This window comes from Pseudomonas sp. S2_E02 (assembly GCF_054668355.1).
Map to the genome: position 1 here is coordinate 2,806,605 of NZ_CP162761.1, position 17,716 is coordinate 2,824,320.

Here is a 17,716-nt window from a genome sequence, read left to right on the forward strand (position 1 = left end):
CAATTGCCTGCAAGCCTTTTGATATCAGGTATTACAGGTGCATGGATGTCACCGTCCCGTTACTCAAGTGTGGCGGATTTCCGCCAACTCGCCGCTTCTCGTCCTACAATTTGGCGGAAATCCGCCTTGTAGGCGCGCCCAGCCGCCGGCTACCATCCGGCGCCTGAGAAAGGATCTGCCGCTTATGCGCGAACGCACCATCGCCAGCCATTTCGCCCGTGCCGCCCTCGGTGGCGCGCGCCGCCAGGGGTTCGATTACTCGGGCCTGCTGCTGCAACTGGGCATCAGCCCGGAACTGCTCGACGAGCCGCGCGCACGCATCGCTCCGGAACAATTCACCCGGTTGATTCAGGGCCTGTGGCTGGCGCTGGATGACGAATACCTGGGTTTCGGCAACGCCCCGAGCAAACCCGGCAGTTTCGCCATGATGTGCCACGCCTCGATCCACTGCCGCAATCTGGAGAAAGCGCTGCAACGGGGTTTATTGTTTTATAGCCTATTCCCCGAAGCCCCGCGCCTGAGCCTGACGCGCGAAGACGAATGGGTGCGTTTGAACCTCGATGATTCGCAAATGTGGGACCCGGATCACTTTCTCACCGAGAGTTTGCTGGTGATCTGGCATCGTCTGGGCAGTTGGCTGATTGGCCAGCGGATTCGCCTCGAACAGGCGACTTTCAGCTATTCCCGGCCCGAACACGGCGCTGAATATGACTTGTTGTTCCCCTGCCCGCTGACTTTCGGCACCGAGCAAAGCAGCCTTTTATTCCACAGCCGCTATCTGTCTATGCCGCTGTTGCAGGACGAACGCACGCTCAAACATTTTCTCGAACGCTCCCCCGCCGACCTGCTCTCACGCCCGGACGACGGCGACAGCCTGAGTAGCCGTCTGCGCCGTTTGCTCAGTCGCGACACGGCACGCTGGCCGGATCTTGAGGCAGTGGCGGCGCATCTGCACATCAGCCCGCAGACGCTACGCCGGCACTTGCGCGAGGAAGGCAGCAGTTTTCAGGAGTTGAAGGATCAGTTGCGGCGGGATATCGCCATTTATCATTTGGGCCGTGCGGATCTGTCGTTGCAGCAGATTGCCGAGCAGTTGGGGTTTTCCGAACCGTCGGCGTTTCATCGGGCGTTCAAGAAGTGGACCGGGCTGACGCCGGGGGCTTATCGGGCGCAGGAGCAGTGAGGCACAAAAATCAAAAGCCCCTCACCCTAACCCTCCCGAAACGTCGGACCGCCCGGAGGGAGAGGGGACTGATTGGGGGATGCTCAAGAAGTACGCCTGCCTGAAACTTCGCGTTTGAATTCATAATCGACTGGCTATTTCAGGTCGATGTATAACGCCAGACACCTCGGTCGGCCCCCTCTCCCTCTGGGCGGTCCGACGTTTCGGGAGGGCTGGGGTGAGGGCAACTCCCGATCACACCGCCGGAAAATGAATCCTGAACGCCGCCCCCCCATCGGTGAATCCCCCAGGGCCAATTTGGCGTTGTAGCTTTCAATAATGTCCTTGACCACCGCCAACCCGATCCCCTGCCCCGGATGCTGGGCATCCAGCCGCTCGCCACGCTCGAGAATCCGCGCACGCTGATCCGGCGGCACGCCCGGGCCGTCATCTTCGACGCACAGTTCGATTCCGGCGAGGGTCTCGCGCACGCTGATGCGCACCTCGCCCAGACACAGGCGATAAGCGTTTTCCAGCAAGTTGCCCATCATCTCCAGCAAGGCACCCTGCTCGATCGGCACATAGCAATGCTCGGGTAAATCAAACGCCACCCGCACGTGCTTATCGCGGTAAACCTTGTCCAGCGTGTCGCAGAGGCTTTTGAGCACCGGTTGCAGGCGCACCTGGTGCCGCACCAGTCCGCTTTTGCGCAAACTCGCCCGTTGCAGTTGGTAGCTGATCTGCTGGCTCATGCGTTCGATCTGGCTTTGCAGCACCCAGGCCTGATCGCGCTCTTCGGGACGTTGAGCCATGTCCTCGCTAACCCCTTGCAACACCGCCAACGGGGTTTTCAGGCTGTGCGCCAAGTCATCGAGGGAATCGCGATAACGACTGCGCTGCTGGCGCTCGCTGTGCAGCAAACGGTTGAGCGAGCCGGTCAGGCGCAGCAGTTCGCGTGGATGTTGTTCGGTGAGGCTTTCACGGGTGCCGCCTTCGATTTCGTCGAGTTCCTGACTGAGCCGGCGCAAGGCTTTGAGACCCCAGGTCAGGCCGATCCACAGCAGCGCCAGCAACACGAGTAACGCAGCGCCGAAGCCCAGATAGAGATTTTCACGCAGGCCTTCAAGGGTGGTTTCGTACTCGCGCACCGGTTGCAGGGCGACGATGCTGAACGCCGCGCTTTTGCCGCCGAGCAGTTTGACTTCGACGTCGTAGACGAAGAATTCCTGGCCGTTGGTTTCACGAATCCGCGCGAACTCGTTACCGAGGCCGTCATAACGCGGTTTGTAGTTGATCTGCTCTTCCTGGGTGGCTTTCGAGCGCCACACCAGATGCCCTTCGCGGTCGTAGATGTAGCCGAGCAAACGGAAGTCGGTGAGATTGAAGCGCTCATCCGGCAGTTGCGTCGGCATCACCAGCCGACCGTTTTCAATGCGCGCGGCCGAGATCAGCGTGGTGACATCCGAAGCCAGCCGCTGCTCAATGGAATCCTGCAAGGCGAGGCTGAACGCGCCTTGCATTGCCGGCAGCAAGGCAAGCATGAACAACACCGCCAACGTGGTGGCGGCGAGCATCAAGCGAACGCGAAGGGAACGAATCAAGTGCAGCGCTCATTGAACAGGTAGCCGAGGCCGCGCACGGTGTCGATCGGCTTGAACCCGGCCGGGCCTTCGAGTTTGCGCCGCAGACGACCGACCAGCACTTCGATGACATTCGGATCGCGCTCGTCGTCGTCCGGGTAGAGCTGCTCCATCAAGCGATCCTTGGGCACCACTTGCTGGTGATGGCGCATGAGGTATTCGAGGATGCGGTACTCGTAGGCGGTCAGCGCCAGCGGTTGCTCGTCGAGGCTCGCCTGTTTGCGATTGAGGTCGAGCAGCAGCGGCCCGGCGACGATGGTCGACTGGGTGAACCCGCTGGAGCGGCGCAGCAAGGCGTTCAGGCGCGCGTCGAGTTCTTCGAACTGGAACGGCTTGACCACATAATCGTCGGCGCCGGCGGCGAGGCCTTCGACCTTGTCCTGCCAGTTGCCACGCGCGGTGAGGATCAGGATCGGGAAGGTCTTGCCCGCCGCGCGCAATTGGCGAATCAGGTCAAGACCGCCCATGCCCGGCAGGCCGAGATCGATCACCGCCAGGTCGAAGTTGAACTGTCCGGTCTGGTACAGCGCCTCTTCGGCATTGGCCACGGACTCGACCACGTGACCACTTTCTGTCAGGCGGGTTTGCAGGTGATGGCGCAACAGCGCTTCATCTTCGACGACCAACAGTTTCATAACACTCTCCCGGATAAATCAGAATCTCCAGTCACACACCTGTGGGAGCGAGCCTGCTCGCGAAGGCTGTGTGTCAGTCGATAAATTGATCGACTGATTCACCGCCTTCGCGAGCAGGCTCGCTCCCACATTGAACCTGCTGGCAACTCCTTAGAAATTGTAGTTAGCCGACAGGTAAGTCTGCGCGCTGCTGGTCAAATCCAGCGAACCTTGCTTGCTGCCACCGCGTTCGCTCATCTCGGTGCTGGCATTGCTGCGCAGGTAACGGTAACCGAGTTCGACCGAAGTGTTTTGCGATACTTGTTGCAACACACCGAGCTGACCGCCGACGGCGTAACCGATATCACTGTCGCGGCTAAAGCCTGGCGATTCCTGAGTCAGCTTGGTCAAACCCGCCGTCGCGCCACCGAACAACTGGGTGCTGCCGCCTACCGGGTAGAACAGATCGTAGCTGCCCAGCAGGTTTTCCTGACGCAGTTTAATGCCATTGTGCGAGCCCGACACGTTGTCGTAGGTGGCGTAGTAGCGACCCTGGCTGTTTTGCTGACCGAGGCGTACGCCGTAGGTGTTGTTACCGTCGATGGCGCCGGTGGCGTTCGGGTGGTCGAGGTTGTTGTTCAGTGCGTGGGACTTGTCAATCTTGTCGCTGGTCTGGCCAAAGGACAGGCCGGCGAAGTTCGAAGTGGTGTCAGCCTGGGCCGCGATACTGGCGCTCATTACGGTCAATGCCAGCAACAGTTTGTTAAAAGTCATGGGTATTTCCTCTTTCACAGTGCTGTTTGGGTATGGCGCAAGGTTACTGACCGCCCCCTGTACCGCCCCTGAACCGTCTCTGAACCTGACCTGAACCAAATGAACTAGGCTGTTTTGACCCTTTATTGTCAGGAGACCCGACCATGCGCCTGTTCCTCGCCCTTACTTTGCTGGCTGTCAGCAGCCTCACTCACGCTGCGATCAAGACTGAAGAAATTCCCTATCAGAGCGCCGACGGCACGAAACTGATCGGCTACTACGCCTACGACGACGCCATCAAAGGCAAACGCCCGGGTGTCGTCGTGGTGCACGAATGGTGGGGCCTGAACGATTACGCCAAACGCCGCGCACGCGATCTCGCCGCACTTGGCTACAGCGCGTTGGCGATCGACATGTACGGCGAAGGCAAGAACACCGAGCACCCGAAAGACGCGATGGCGTTCATGCAGGCGGCGACTCAGGATGCGGCGGCTTCCAGCAAGCGCTTTGAGGCCGGGCTGAATTTGCTGAAGAAGCAGCCGCAGACCGACGTCAACAAAATCGCCGCCATCGGTTACTGCTTCGGCGGCGGCGTGGTGCTCAACGCCGCACGACAAGGAGAGCCGCTGGCAGGGGTGGTGAGTTTCCACGGTGCGCTGGCGACCAAGACCCCGGCGACACCCGGCAGTGTGAAGGCGAAGATTCTGGTCGAACACGGTGCGCTGGACAGCATGGTCACTCCAGACAATGTCACGGCGTTCAAGGCGGAAATGGACAAGGCTGGCGCTGACTACAAGTTCGTCAGCCTCGACGGCGCCAAGCACGGTTTTACCAATCCGGATGCCGATCGCCTGAGCCATGGCGAGCACGGTGGCCCGGACATCGGGTACAACAAGGCAGCGGACGAAAAATCCTGGGCGGACATGAAAGCGTTCTTGCAGAAAATCTTTAGCTGATCAGCGACACCGCGGTGCGGCCTTCGCGAGCAGGCTCGCTCCCACACCGGATCTATGCCGCCCAGAAGATCCCCTGTGGGAGCGAGCCTGCTCGCGAAAGCTTCACCGCCAATCTCGACCTTGTCTCGACTAACCGGCAAAATGCCCGCCATGAATCTCACCCCCACCCTCCCCGCCTGCTGCACCGCGCTCGACAGCCACTGGCCGTTGCCGACGGTGCTGCCTGATACCGTGCTGCTCAGCACTCACTTCGATCCGGCTCAATTGCTTGGCGATGACTTTCGCCGTAGCGCCATCGAGCCGCCGCCAAGCATTCAGCGCTCGGTGGCCAAACGTCAGGCGGAATTCCTCGCCGGGCGGATTTGCGCCCGTGCAGCGTTGCAGCAACTGGAAGGCAGCAGCGTTGTGCCAGCGATTGGTGAAGACCGCGCGCCGATATGGCCCGCGCATATCTGCGGCTCGATCACGCACAGCACCGGACGCGCGGCAGCGATTGTCGCCGACAAAAGGCACTGGCGCGGTTTGGGCATGGACCTGGAAAATCTGCTCGACACCGAACGGGCCGAGCGCTTGGCTGGGGAGATTCTGACGCCACCTGAAATGCAGCGCATGACGGCCGCCTCGCGGGATCAGTTGGCGCTGTGGGTGACGCTGACGTTTTCGGTGAAGGAAAGTCTGTTCAAAGCGCTGTACCCGATTGTGCAGAAGCGCTTTTATTTCGAGCATGCAGAAGTGCTGGAATGGACGGAGGCGGGTCAGGTGCATTTGCGCTTGTTGATAGACTTGTCTGCTGAATGGCGCAACGGTACTGAACTGGAGGCGCAGTTCGGGGTGCAGGATGGGCAGTTGCTGAGTCTGGTCAGCATCAAGGCCTGAAATCTTTCGGTGCCTGCAAGGGCCTCTTCGCGAGCAAGCTCGCTCCCACAGGAAACCGCATTTCAAATGTGGGAGCGAGCTTGCTCGCGAAGGCGGCATCGCGGCCACCACAAGAATTACCGGCGTTCCTGATTGCGCGGCCAACTCAGGCTAAAGCAAGCCCCACCCAGACTCTTGCTCTTGCCAATGATCGCCCGGCCGTCATGCCAGTGAATGATCCGTCGCACAATCGACAAGCCCAGGCCATGCCCGCCCGACGCCCGCGTACGGCTGTCATCCAGGCGTAGAAACGGCGTGAAAATCCGCTCCCACGCCACTTCCGGCACGCCCGGGCCGTCATCCTCGACGTCGACGCGGCAGCGCAATTGCCCGACCTGATAACTGACCGTCACCTTCGAACGCGCATGGCGCATGGCGTTGCTCACCAGATTCTGCAGCGCCCGATGCAGATAACGTGGTTCGGCTTCGACCCAGGCATCATCGTTATCCGCCGCAGACAGGCACAAACCACGTTGCACCGTGACCTCGGCACGCAGCGGCGCCAGCTCTTCAATCACCTGATTGACCAGCGCATCCAGATCGATGCGCTGGAACGTCAGCGCCGGCGAACCCTGCTCCAGTCGCGCATAGGTGAGCATTTCATCGACCAGTTTATCGAGGTCTTCGATGTCGTGATCCATGCCTTCGCGGTATTTCTCCAGCGCTTGCGGGGTGGTCGCCGAGCCGATCATTTCCAGACCGAAACGCAGACGCGCCACCGGCGTGCGAAGTTCATGAGAGACCGCACGCACCAATTCGCGCTGGATTGCCAGTAGCTGCTGCAAGTGCTCGGCCATGCCGTTGAACGCCGCCGCCAGACGCCCGACCGAGTCGGCACCGCGCGCCGGCACACGGGTTTCCAGGCTGCCCTTGGCAATCCGCGTGGCCGCTGCTTCGAGGCCGCGTAAACGGCGTTCGAGCTGGCGCACCAACAGATAAACAATGAGGCCGATCAGGCTCAGGCCGAGTGCCGCAATCAGCACCAGCCATTCCGGCGGATACGGGTTCATCTGATACAGCGGCCCGATTTCCAGCACCCACGGCGTGCCGACCATGCCGGCAAACACGCGGATCGAATCGCCGCCCTTGCCCAGCGCCATCACCGTGTCGCCTTCGGCCACGCGGCGGCTCTGGTCTTCGTCCATGTCGGCGTCATTCACCGTGACCAGGCGCAGATCAAAACCGAAGCCCTTCTCGTCCTTTATCTGTGCGAGGCGCTTGGGTTGCTCGGCGACCGGCACGCGCACCAGTTCATCGGCCAGCAGGTAAATGGTTGCGCGGGCCAGTTGCTCGCTGATCTGCTGAACTTCACCCACCAGTACGAGCTGTTCCTTGTCGCTGACCATCCGGTAAACCTTCGCCGCGTGCGGACCGGTCTGCTCGACCAACGCCTGCCCCCGTTGCACGCGGGTGCGCTGGGTCAGATCGAGATCGGTCTCGGCAAACTTCTTCAGCGCCAGCGGGATCCCCAGCAAACGTTCCCACACCAGCAACGCGCGATGGCGCTCGGTTTCATTCATCGGTTGCAGGTTGTCGGCCATCAGCGAGAACGTACCGTGGGCCAGCCGCTCGCGATACTGCTCGCTGCGCACCTGATTGAGCAGATTCAGCGCCAGCACGCCGAGCACCGCCACCAGAATCAGCGCTGCGCACATGCCGCCGTAGATGCGCAGGAAGATCGAGTTCACAGCGGCAGGTCTACGCAGGCTTCAGGAACGAACAGATAACCTTTGCTGCGAATGGTCTTGATCAGGCGTGGATGGTCGGGGTCGTCGCCGATTTTCGGGCGGATGCGCGAGATGCGCACATCAATCGAACGGTCCTGACCGTCATAGCCGATGCCGCGCAGTGCGGTGAAGATTTCTTCGCGGGACAGAATCCGCCCGGCGTTGGACACCAACAGCCAGAGCAGATCGAACTCGGCGCTGGTCAGCTCGATGCCGCTGTCGCTCAGCCACGCTTCACGCAAGGCGTTATCGACCACCAGCGGGCCGAATTGCAGACGGCGGGATTTTTCGGCGAGCGGTTCAGGTGTGTCGCTACGGCGCAGCAACGCCTGGATTCGTGCCAGCAACAGACGTGGGCGCACCGGTTTGCACACGTAATCGTCGGCACCGAGATCGAGCCCGTGGATCTGATCGGCATCGTCGGTGCGCGCGGTGAGCATCAGAATCGGCCCGTCATACTGATTGCGCACCTTGCGACAGATGCTCAGGCCATCCTCGCCCGGCAGCATCAGATCAAGGATCACCAGATCCGGCTGTTCCTTGATGATCCGCGCCGCCGCCAGCGCCCCGTTGCCTTCGATATCCACGCGCAGTCCATTGGCTTGCAGGTAGTCGCGCGTCAATTCGGCCAGCCGCTGGTCATCCTCGACGATCAATACCTCAAAGGCTTGTTGCTCCACCGCTGACCTCTGCTTTCTATTGTTATTAATAAAGGAGGAACGTCTGCCTCAACACAATTCCCTGTGGGAGCGAGCCTGCTCGCGAAGGCGTCGTATCAGCCAACATCTGAGTCAGCTGACATAGCGCATTCGCGAGCAGGCTCGCTCCCACAGCTTCAGATCCTCCCGACCTTTTGTCATGTTTAAGGAGGATAAGAATGCCTGCGCATGGGCCGATTGTATAAACGGCGTACAGCCAGAACACAAGTCGGTAAATGCGTTCGGACAAGGCCGTTTTTTGTGATAGGGTTCGCGCCCTTAAAAATCCGCTGAAGCGTTTTTCCCGGTGAAAAAACAGTGACAGACGGTCTAGCTCAGCAGGTTCGCGGCCTACACGCGAATTCCGGATTTCTTACACAATTTACGCACAGGTTTATCCACAGTTAGTACGTTGCAAGCACCCGTGAAACGCATTATCTTGTAGCACGGCGCAGGGAGAGACCCTACATATAGGGTTTTCCGCTTAAACGCCCAACCACATTTCAGACCTGAAACTCAAGCGATTTATTGCCTGTTTCCGGTTGAACCAAGCAAGTTTTTCAAAGCCCAAACCGCACTTGCGGATGGCACCGTTTTTTAGCTCGCAGCGGCGAGAACGGTACGGGTGTTGCAGTCATTACTGTCACCCGGGAAGGAATCCGGCTCGAGCCCTGGCTCGTAGCCAAAAACTTCGGCAAGGATGCGGCTTCATCAGCCTTTTTTCCTACTGTCCCGAAGTTGTTATACCCGACGCCCGTCGGCTGTAGTGCTTCTGGACAGAACGGTGGGCACCATGATGGTGCCCAAACAAACATAGAGAATGTGGAGACCCCCCCCATGCAAACCGACACAACTCGCGAGAACCCGCAGGGCACCTTGCCGCAGGCCGCTGATTCGAATTCGGATCTGGCAGCCACCGCGCCTGGTCAACTGCGCGTGATCAAGCGCAATGGCACTGTCGTTCCTTACACCGATGACAAGATCACCGTCGCTATCACCAAAGCGTTCCTCGCAGTTGAAGGCGGCACCGCTGCCGCTTCGTCGCGAATCCATGACACCGTTGCCCGTCTGACCGAACAGGTCACCGCGACCTTCAAGCGTCGCATGCCGTCGGGTGGCACCATCCACATCGAAGAAATCCAGGACCAGGTCGAACTGGCCCTGATGCGTGCCGGTGAGCAGAAAGTCGCTCGCGACTACGTGATCTACCGTGACGGTCGTTCGAAAGAACGCGCTGCCCACGCGCCGGCCGAAGAAGCGGTCAACGCTCACCCGTCGATCCGCATCACCCGTACCGACGGCAGCCTGGCGCCGCTCGACATGGGCCGCCTGAACACCATCGTCACCGAGGCCTGCGAAGGTCTGGAAGAAGTCGACGGCGACCTGATCCAGCGCGAAACCCTGAAAAACCTGTACGACGGCGTGGCCCTGACCGACGTCAACACCGCCCTGGTGATGACCGCCCGTACGCTGGTCGAGCGTGAGCCGAACTACTCGTTCGTGACTGCCCGCCTGCTGATGGACACCCTGCGTGCCGAAGGTCTGGGTTTCCTCGGTGTGGCCGAAAGCGCCACTCACCACGAAATGGCCGACCTGTACGCCAAAGCACTGCCGGCTTACATCGCCAAAGGTATCGAGTTCGAACTGCTGAACCCTGTGCTGGCTTCCTTCGACCTGGAAAAACTGGGCAAGGCGATCAACCACGAGCGTGATCAGCAATTCACCTACCTGGGCCTGCAGACCCTGTACGACCGTTACTTCATCCACAAGGATGGCGTGCGTTTCGAACTGCCGCAGATCTTCTTCATGCGCGTGGCCATGGGCTTGGCGATCGAAGAGAAGCAGAAAGAAGACCGTGCGATCGAGTTCTACAACCTGCTGTCGTCCTTCGACTACATGTCGTCGACCCCGACCCTGTTCAACGCCGGTACCCTGCGTCCACAGCTGTCGAGCTGCTACCTGACCACCGTGCCGGATGACCTGTCGGGCATCTACCACGCGATCCACGACAACGCCATGTTGTCGAAATTCGCCGGCGGCCTGGGCAACGACTGGACGCCTGTTCGCGCTCTGGGTTCGTACATCAAGGGCACCAACGGCAAGTCGCAAGGCGTTGTGCCGTTCCTCAAAGTGGTGAACGACACCGCTGTAGCCGTTAACCAGGGTGGCAAGCGCAAAGGCGCTGTCTGTGCCTACCTGGAAACCTGGCACATGGACATCGAAGAGTTCATCGAGCTGCGCAAGAACACCGGTGATGATCGTCGTCGTACCCACGACATGAACACCGCCAACTGGATCCCTGACCTGTTCATGAAGCGTGTCTTCGATGACGGCAAGTGGACCCTGTTCTCGCCATCCGAAGTACCGGACCTGCACGACCTGACCGGCAAAGCCTTCGAAGAGCGCTACGAGTACTACGAAGCGCTGACCGAATACCCAGGCAAGGTCAAACTGTTCAAGACCATCCAGGCCAAAGACCTGTGGCGCAAAATGCTCTCCATGCTGTTTGAAACCGGCCACCCATGGCTGACCTTCAAAGACCCGTGCAACCTGCGCAGCCCGCAGCAGCACGTCGGCGTGGTTCACAGCTCGAACCTGTGCACCGAGATCACCTTGAACACCAACAAGGACGAGATCGCCGTTTGCAACCTGGGCTCGATCAACCTGCCGAACCACATCGTTGACGGCAAGCTGGACACCGCCAAGCTGGAACGTACCGTGAACACCGCTGTACGCATGCTCGATAACGTGATCGACATCAACTACTACTCGGTGCCACAAGCGAAGAACTCCAACTTCAAGCACCGTCCGGTCGGTCTGGGCATCATGGGCTTCCAGGACGCGCTGTACCTGCAGCACATCCCTTACGGTTCCGACGCTGCCGTCGAGTTCGCCGACAAGTCGATGGAAGCGGTCAGCTACTACGCGATCCAGGCGTCCTGCGACCTGGCTGACGAGCGTGGCGCGTACGAGACGTTCCAGGGTTCGCTGTGGTCCAAAGGCATCCTGCCGCTGGATTCGCAACAGATCCTGATCGAAGCCCGTGGCCAGAAGTACATCGATGTCGACCTGAACGAAACCCTCGACTGGGCACCGGTTCGCGCCCGTGTACAGAAAGGCATTCGTAACTCCAACATCATGGCCATCGCACCGACCGCGACCATCGCCAACATCACCGGCGTATCGCAGTCGATCGAACCGACCTACCAGAACCTGTATGTGAAATCGAACCTGTCGGGCGAATTCACCGTGATCAACCCGTACCTGGTTCGCGACCTCAAGGCTCGCGGTCTGTGGGACTCGGTCATGATCAACGACCTGAAGTACTACGACGGTTCGGTTCAGCAGATCGAGCGCATCCCGCAAGAACTCAAAGAGCTTTATGCGACCGCGTTCGAAGTGGACACCAAGTGGATCGTTGACGCCGCCAGCCGTCGTCAGAAGTGGATCGACCAGGCCCAGTCGCTGAACCTGTACATCGCTGGCGCATCGGGCAAGAAGCTCGACGTGACCTACCGCATGGCCTGGTACCGTGGTCTGAAAACCACTTACTACCTCCGTGCCCTGGCCGCGACCAGCACCGAGAAGTCGACCATCAACACCGGCAAGCTGAACGCTGTTTCCAGCGGCGGCAACCACGGCGACGATTCGGTTCTGGCAGCTCCTGCCGGTCCTGCGCCAGTGCCAAAGGCTTGCGCGATTGACGAGCCGGATTGCGAAGCTTGCCAATAAGCTGAGCTGAGTCAGGCGTTGCGAGACGTCTGATTCTTCCAGGCAAAAGAAACCCCCGACAGACTTCTGGTGTGTCGGGGGTTTTCTTTTGTGCGCCGTTTACCTTCGGCAGCGCTTACAGAGGTTGAGTACATCTGGCAGAAGCTGCCTGGCTTTCAGGTCGCCTTCGCGAGCGAACTCGCTCCCACAGTGGGATTGGGAGTGTGCAATCGGAGATTGGTCGGAGTGAGTCGCTGTAAGAGCGAACCGCCAGCCGCAGCAACGGATATACACCCAATCAAAACATCCCCCCTCCCCCAAAAAAAACCCAACAAAAAAGCCCCTCAAAAGAGGGGCTTCCTTGCACAAGCAGCCACCAGAATCAGGTCATCTGAATGATGGTCTGCATGATGGTGCTCTGAGTGGAAATGGTCTTGGCGTTCGCCTGATAGTTGCTCTGGCCCTTGATCAGGTCTACCAGTTCGTTGGTCAGGTTAACGTTCGACTCTTCCAGCGAGTTGGAAGCGATCGAACCCAAGGTACCGGTTTCCGGTGCATCGTAGCCCGGGATACCCGAAGCAAACGTCTCTTTCCAGCTGGTGCCACCGATAGCCTGCAGGCCTTGTTCGTTGGTGAAGCTGGCCAGCGCAACCTGGCCGATGGCCTTGCTCTGGTTGTTGCTGAAGTTGGCGAACAAAGTACCGGTGCCGTCGATGGTCAGGTTGGTGATCTGGCCAGTGGCGTAACCGTCCTGAGTCGGAATCGAACGCGCGGTGTCAGCGTTGTACTGAGTGGTCTTGGACATGGAGATGGTCACGCCAGCCGTGTTGGCTGCTGCGCCGTTAGGTACAAAGTTACCGTTGACCACGTTGCCCGGCTTCCAATTGGCCAGCTTCAAGTCGCTGCTGATGATCGGATTGGCCGGATCCGCCGGATTAGGTGTGCTGACCTGAGTCAGATTGCCCGAACTGTCAAACGTCAGTGTCGAAGCAGTTGGAGGCGTCGTGAGTGGATTGCTACCGGTTGCATCCGGATTACGCCCGTCCACCAGGGTGTAAACCTTCCAAGTGTTTTGGCCGGTTTTCACCATGTACTGATCCATGACGTGCGAGTTGCCCTGCGAGTCGTAGATCGGAGTGCTGAAGCTCTTCGTGTACGTCTCAAGCTTGCTCGGATCAAACTTGCCGGCCGCCACTGTGTCGTTGATCACCGGCGCAGTCGAGTTCAAGTTGATGCTCGACGTCACCAGGGAAGTCGATTTCGGCGCCAGGTTCGAGGTATCGATCTTCAGGTCGGTCAACACACCGTTGATGATCTTGCCATTGGCGTCCACGCCGTAACCCTGCAGGCGCGAGGTGTAGTCGGTGTTGGTGATGTAACCGGCGTTGTCGACCTTGAACGTACCGGCACGGGTGTAGGACACCGAGCCGTTGTTGCTCATGGTGAAGAAGCCCGAACCGTTGATGCCCATGTCCAGCACGTTACCGGTGTTGTTGATGTCACCCTGGGTGAACTGCTGGGAAACATTGGCCAGGCGCACGCCGTTGCCGATCACTTTGCTGCCGCTACCCAGGCGAGTGGCCGAGTAGACGTCTTCGAATTCTGCACGGGACGATTTGAAACCGGCGGTCGCGACGTTGGCGATGTTGTTGCCGGTCACGTCCAGTTGCTTGTTGGCTGCATAGAGACCGCTAAGGCCGATATTGAAAGACATATTCCACTCCTTTGTGCCGGTTAGTCGGCTCTATATACCAATGGTTTGTACTTTGGACAGGGCAACGGTGCCCTTGCCGGACAGGTTGAGCATCAGCTCGCCGCCGGTCTGGCTGATCGTCACGCTGGTGACAGTGGCCGGCAGGTACGTCGCCATGTCGGTCGAGGTGCCATTGATCGATGCGTTGGCCTTGACGGTATAGGTACCGGTCTTGACCACGTTGCCGTCCTTGTCCTTGCCGTCCCAGGTGAAGCTCGCGCTGCCTGCGGCGCGGCTGCCCAGATCGATGGTGCGAACCACCGTGCCGCTGCTGTCGGTGATGCTGACGGTGCCGCCGGCAATCGACGACGGAACGCTGACCGAGCCGGTCATGCCTTTGCTCGGATCGTCGAGCTGAACCGAGTTGGTCTGCACGATCACATTGCGGCCCACCAGCGACGAAGCCTGCAACGCCTGCGAGGAGTTGTAGTTGCCAGCCAGCGAGCTGACAGTGCTGTTGAGGGTGGTGATCCCCTCAAGGCTGCTGAACTGTGCCAACTGCGCAACGAAGGCACTGTTGTCCTGCGGATCAAGCGGGTTCTGGTTTTTCAGCTGGGTGACCAGCAATTGCAGGAACGCATCCTTGCCCAGTGCCTGGCCGCCGGTGGCGCTGTTGGTCGCCGAAGCAATGCCACCGGTGGTCGAACTGGTCTTTTTCGACGAGTTCGCCAGGATGTCATTCATGCTCAGGCTGCTAGTGGTATCGGAAACACTCATGGCAGTCGCCCCTTATTACTGACCGAGGGTCAGTACCTTCTGCATCATGGTTTTGGCGGTGTTCATCATTTCGGCGTTGGTCTGGAACGAGCGGCTCGCGGAAATCATGTCAGCCATTTCTTCCACCACGTTGACGTTCGGGTAGTAGACGTAGCCTTTGGCGTCGGCCGCCGGATGGTTCGGCTCGTAACGCGCTTCGAGGTTGCTCTGGTCTTCGACCACACCGAGCACCTGTACGCCCTGACCGGCCGCGTCCTGGCTCTGGAACAGCGAGTTGCTGCCGCTGCTCTGGCCGCCCTGGAACATGGTGGCGAATACCGGGTGACGGGCGCGATAGGTCTGGTCGATGCTCGACGAGACGGTTTCGGCGTTGGCGATGTTCGACGCCACGGTGTTCAGACGCGTGGTTTGTGCGCTCATGCCGCTGCCGGCAATGTTGAAAACGCTGGACAGGGACATGGATTACTCTCCGCGCAGGGCTGACACCAGCCCTTTGAATTTGCTGTTGAGCAGGGTGAAGCTGGCCTGGAAGCCGACGGCGTTTTCCGCGTAGTTCGACTGTTCCAGTTGAGCGTCCACGGTGTTCTGGTCGATCGACGGTTGCATCGGCGTGCGATACATCAGCGATTCGTCGCCATTGCCCAGGCCTTCAGCTTCGATGTGACGGCTGTTGGTCATGTTCAGGGCGATGGTGCCGTTCGCATTTTTCTGGGTCTGTGCTTCAAGCACTTTGGAGAAATCCAGATCCCGAGCCTTGTAGTTCGGGGTGTCGGCGTTGGCGATGTTGTTGGCCAGCACTTCGGCACGCTGGGCGCGGAAGCCCAATGCCTTTTCGTGAATGCCGAGCGCTTTATCGAAGCTGATGCTCATGTCGGGAACCTTCAGGTGACCGGTTTTTCGTAACTGAGCTTTAGCAAGCGCCGTGCCAAACCACAAAAGCCGCATAAACCGGGGCTTTGCAGGGAGTCGGCAAAGCGGCAATGCCAGAAAAGCGGCAACCGGTTTCCGCCGGATGCCGCTTTTCTGCCGCTTGCCGTCCATCTCATACACACCACGATCCCCTGTAGGAGTGAGCCTGCTCGCGATAGCGGTGTGTCAGGTACCGATGCTGCTGAATGTGCTACCGCTATCGCGAGCAGGCTCACTCCTACAGGGGGTTTATGGTGTCAGGGAGAATTTCTTTGGGCATAAAAAACGGCAGGTCTTTTTGGGACCTGCCGTTTTTTGGTGTTGCCGATACGGTTATTTCGCCTGGTAAATAATCCCCGGGCTGCACTGCACCATCTGGTAATGGTCCGGCAAACCGTTCAGCGCTTCGGAAGCGCCAAGGAACAGATAACCGCCCGGCTTCAACGTGCTGTGAATGCGCAACAGGATGTCTTTCTTCACTTCGGCAGAGAAGTAGATCAACACGTTGCGGCAGAACACGATGTCGAACTTGCCCAGCGCGGCATAGCTGTCGAGCAGGTTGAACGAACGGAACTCTACCCGGTTCTTGATCGGCGCCTTGATCACCCAGCGGCCCGGCCCTTTCGGGTCGAAGTAACGCTGCAGGCGTTCCGGCGACAAACCGCGACCGATGGCCAGGCTGTCGTATTCGCCGGTCTTGCAGTTGGTCAGCATAAGACCGGACAAATCAGTGGCGACAATCTGCACGCCCATCTTCAACTGACCAAGGTTGGTCCGCTCGAACTCGTCGATCGACATCGACAGCGAGTACGGTTCCTGGCCCGACGAGCACGCCGCTGACCAGATCCGCAAGCGCTGGTTGGGGCTGGCCTTGATCGCTTCAGGCAGCACCTTGTTCTTCAAGACTTCAAACGGATAGGTGTCACGAAACCACAGGGTTTCGTTGGTCGTCATGGCATCAACTACCTGCTCGCGCAAACCGCTGCGCGGCTGGGTCTGGATGCGCTGAACCAGCTCACCCAGGGATTTGATGCCTTGCTGCTCCATCAGTTTGTTGAGACGGCTCGAGACCAGGTACTGCTTGTTTTCACCGAGCAGAATGCCACAGGCTTTTTCCAGGAAGACCCGGAACTGTTCGAAATCCAAATTACCCGTAGACAATGATGCCGCCTCTTAAATCGTGTTGACCGCCAGGAGCAAAACGCCCCTAGCTGATATCTGCTGCTTTGATCCGGTCGACTACCCGGGATGCGAGGTCATCAGGACGGAATTTGGCCAAAAAGTCATCTGCACCGACTTTCTTGACCATCGCCTGGTTGAATACCCCCGACAACGAAGTATGCAGGATGATATGAAGCTTTTGCATGCGTGCGTCGCCGCGGATTTCCGCCGTCAGGGTGTACCCGTCCATCTCCGGCATCTCGATGTCGGAAATCATCATCAGGAACTCTTCTTCCGGCTTCTTGCCCTCATCGACCAGCTTGCGCAGGTAATCCAGCGCCTGTTTGCCGTCGTTCAGCGCCACCACTTCGACCCCGATTGTCTGCAGACAACGCGTGACTTGCTTGCGCGCCACCGACGAGTCATCGACCGTCAAGACACGCAATGACAGTGCCTTGGTCTGGGTCTCGACATCGACCACGCCCACCGAAATCGCTTCCGGCGTCGGCGCAACTTCCGCCAGCACTTTCTCGACGTCGATGATTTCGACTAACTGATTGTCCACCCGAGTCACAGCCGTCAGGTAGTGATCGCGACCCGTGCCCTTGGGCGGTGGATGAATCTCTTCCCAGTTCATGTTGACGATGCGCTCCACCGAGCGGACCAGGAAACCCTGGGTCTTGGTGTTGTACTCCGTGATGATCACGAACGGGTTGTTCTTGTCCTTCAACGCTCCGGAACCGGTGGCCATTGCCAGATCAAGGATCGGAATGGTCGCCCCCCGGATATTTGCCACCCCGCACACGACAGGACTGGACTTGGGCATCAACGTCAGCGACGGGCACTGCAACACTTCCCGCACCTTGAACACGTTGATTCCGTAGAGCTGCTGACCGTCGAGACGGAACAACAACAGCTCCAGGCGATTCTGCCCCACCAGTTGCGTGCGCTGGTTCACCGAATCCATTACACCAGCCATGCCCAGACTCCTACACCAACG

General features: G+C 59.2%; 14 protein-coding genes and 1 pseudogene. 4 read left to right on the forward strand and 11 right to left on the reverse strand.

Annotated features, from left to right (window positions below; genetic code table 11):
• Positions 1–184: 184 nt before the first annotated feature.
• Positions 185–1,183, forward strand: a complete 999-nt coding sequence (locus AB4O01_RS12555) for an AraC family transcriptional regulator (protein WP_099756935.1) — start codon at positions 185–187, stop codon at positions 1,181–1,183.
• A 234-nt stretch (positions 1,184–1,417) separates the two neighbouring features.
• Here AB4O01_RS12555 and AB4O01_RS12560 read toward each other — a convergent pair.
• From AB4O01_RS12560 to AB4O01_RS12570, 3 genes and pseudogenes are all read right to left on the reverse strand, one after another.
• Positions 1,418–2,763, reverse strand: a pseudogene (locus AB4O01_RS12560) (ATP-binding protein).
• Positions 2,760–3,437 carry a response regulator transcription factor gene (locus tag AB4O01_RS12565; RefSeq protein ID WP_093442145.1) on the reverse strand — a complete coding sequence of 226 codons (678 nt, stop codon included), beginning with the start codon at positions 3,435–3,437 and terminating at the stop codon, positions 2,760–2,762. The pseudogene AB4O01_RS12560 and the gene AB4O01_RS12565 overlap by 4 nt, the downstream one beginning before the upstream one ends.
• 150 nt (positions 3,438–3,587) lie before the next feature.
• On the reverse strand, positions 3,588–4,190 hold the full coding sequence (locus AB4O01_RS12570) for a porin family protein (RefSeq protein ID WP_093442140.1): 603 nt from the start codon (positions 4,188–4,190) through the stop codon (positions 3,588–3,590).
• A gap of 143 nt (positions 4,191–4,333) precedes the next feature.
• Between AB4O01_RS12570 and AB4O01_RS12575 the strand changes: the two genes are divergently transcribed.
• Entirely contained in the window at positions 4,334–5,125 is a 792-nt protein-coding gene (locus AB4O01_RS12575) for a dienelactone hydrolase family protein (protein ID WP_460091943.1), read from the forward strand.
• A gap of 150 nt (positions 5,126–5,275) precedes the next feature.
• Positions 5,276–6,001 carry a 4'-phosphopantetheinyl transferase family protein gene (locus AB4O01_RS12580; protein ID WP_460091945.1) on the forward strand — a complete coding sequence of 242 codons (726 nt, stop codon included), beginning with the start codon at positions 5,276–5,278 and terminating at the stop codon, positions 5,999–6,001.
• A gap of 116 nt (positions 6,002–6,117) precedes the next feature.
• Here the strand turns inward: AB4O01_RS12580 and AB4O01_RS12585 are convergent, their stop codons facing one another.
• Positions 6,118–7,728: an ATP-binding protein gene (locus tag AB4O01_RS12585; protein WP_093442125.1), complete on the reverse strand. Its 1,611-nt coding sequence runs from the start codon at positions 7,726–7,728 to the stop codon at positions 6,118–6,120.
• Positions 7,725–8,447, reverse strand: a complete 723-nt coding sequence (locus AB4O01_RS12590; RefSeq protein ID WP_320336504.1) for a response regulator — start codon at positions 8,445–8,447, stop codon at positions 7,725–7,727. The genes AB4O01_RS12585 and AB4O01_RS12590 overlap by 4 nt, the downstream gene beginning before the upstream one ends.
• Positions 8,448–9,302: 855 nt before the next feature.
• Between AB4O01_RS12590 and AB4O01_RS12595 the strand changes: the two genes are divergently transcribed.
• Positions 9,303–12,197, forward strand: coding sequence for a ribonucleoside-diphosphate reductase subunit alpha (locus AB4O01_RS12595; RefSeq protein ID WP_093442118.1), 2,895 nt, complete (start codon positions 9,303–9,305; stop codon positions 12,195–12,197).
• A 361-nt stretch (positions 12,198–12,558) separates the two neighbouring features.
• On the opposite strand, the gene flgE is transcribed toward AB4O01_RS12595, so the two are convergent.
• The 6 genes from flgE to AB4O01_RS12625 all read right to left on the reverse strand — a co-directional run bounded on the left by flgE (position 12,559) and on the right by AB4O01_RS12625 (position 17,695).
• Complete coding sequence (gene flgE, locus AB4O01_RS12600; protein ID WP_093442114.1) at positions 12,559–13,890, reverse strand: flagellar hook protein FlgE; 1,332 nt, start codon at positions 13,888–13,890, stop codon at positions 12,559–12,561.
• 30 nt (positions 13,891–13,920) lie between these two features.
• A complete protein-coding gene (gene flgD / locus AB4O01_RS12605) occupies positions 13,921–14,646 on the reverse strand; it encodes a flagellar hook assembly protein FlgD (protein ID WP_093442110.1) in 726 nt (241 codons plus the stop codon).
• 15 nt (positions 14,647–14,661) lie between these two features.
• Entirely contained in the window at positions 14,662–15,105 is a 444-nt protein-coding gene (flgC, locus tag AB4O01_RS12610; RefSeq protein WP_099756939.1) for a flagellar basal body rod protein FlgC, read from the reverse strand.
• Positions 15,106–15,108: 3 nt separating this feature from the next.
• The gene (flgB, locus tag AB4O01_RS12615) at positions 15,109–15,516 is read right to left on the reverse strand and encodes a flagellar basal body rod protein FlgB (RefSeq protein WP_007917581.1); all 408 of its coding nucleotides are present in this window, start codon (positions 15,514–15,516) and stop codon (positions 15,109–15,111) included.
• Positions 15,517–15,888: 372 nt separating this feature from the next.
• Positions 15,889–16,716, reverse strand: a complete 828-nt coding sequence (gene cheR, locus AB4O01_RS12620) for a protein-glutamate O-methyltransferase CheR (protein WP_016983976.1) — start codon at positions 16,714–16,716, stop codon at positions 15,889–15,891.
• 46 nt (positions 16,717–16,762) lie between these two features.
• On the reverse strand, positions 16,763–17,695 hold the full coding sequence (locus AB4O01_RS12625; protein WP_007917585.1) for a chemotaxis protein CheV: 933 nt from the start codon (positions 17,693–17,695) through the stop codon (positions 16,763–16,765).
• Between the last annotated feature and the right edge of the window lie 21 nt (positions 17,696–17,716).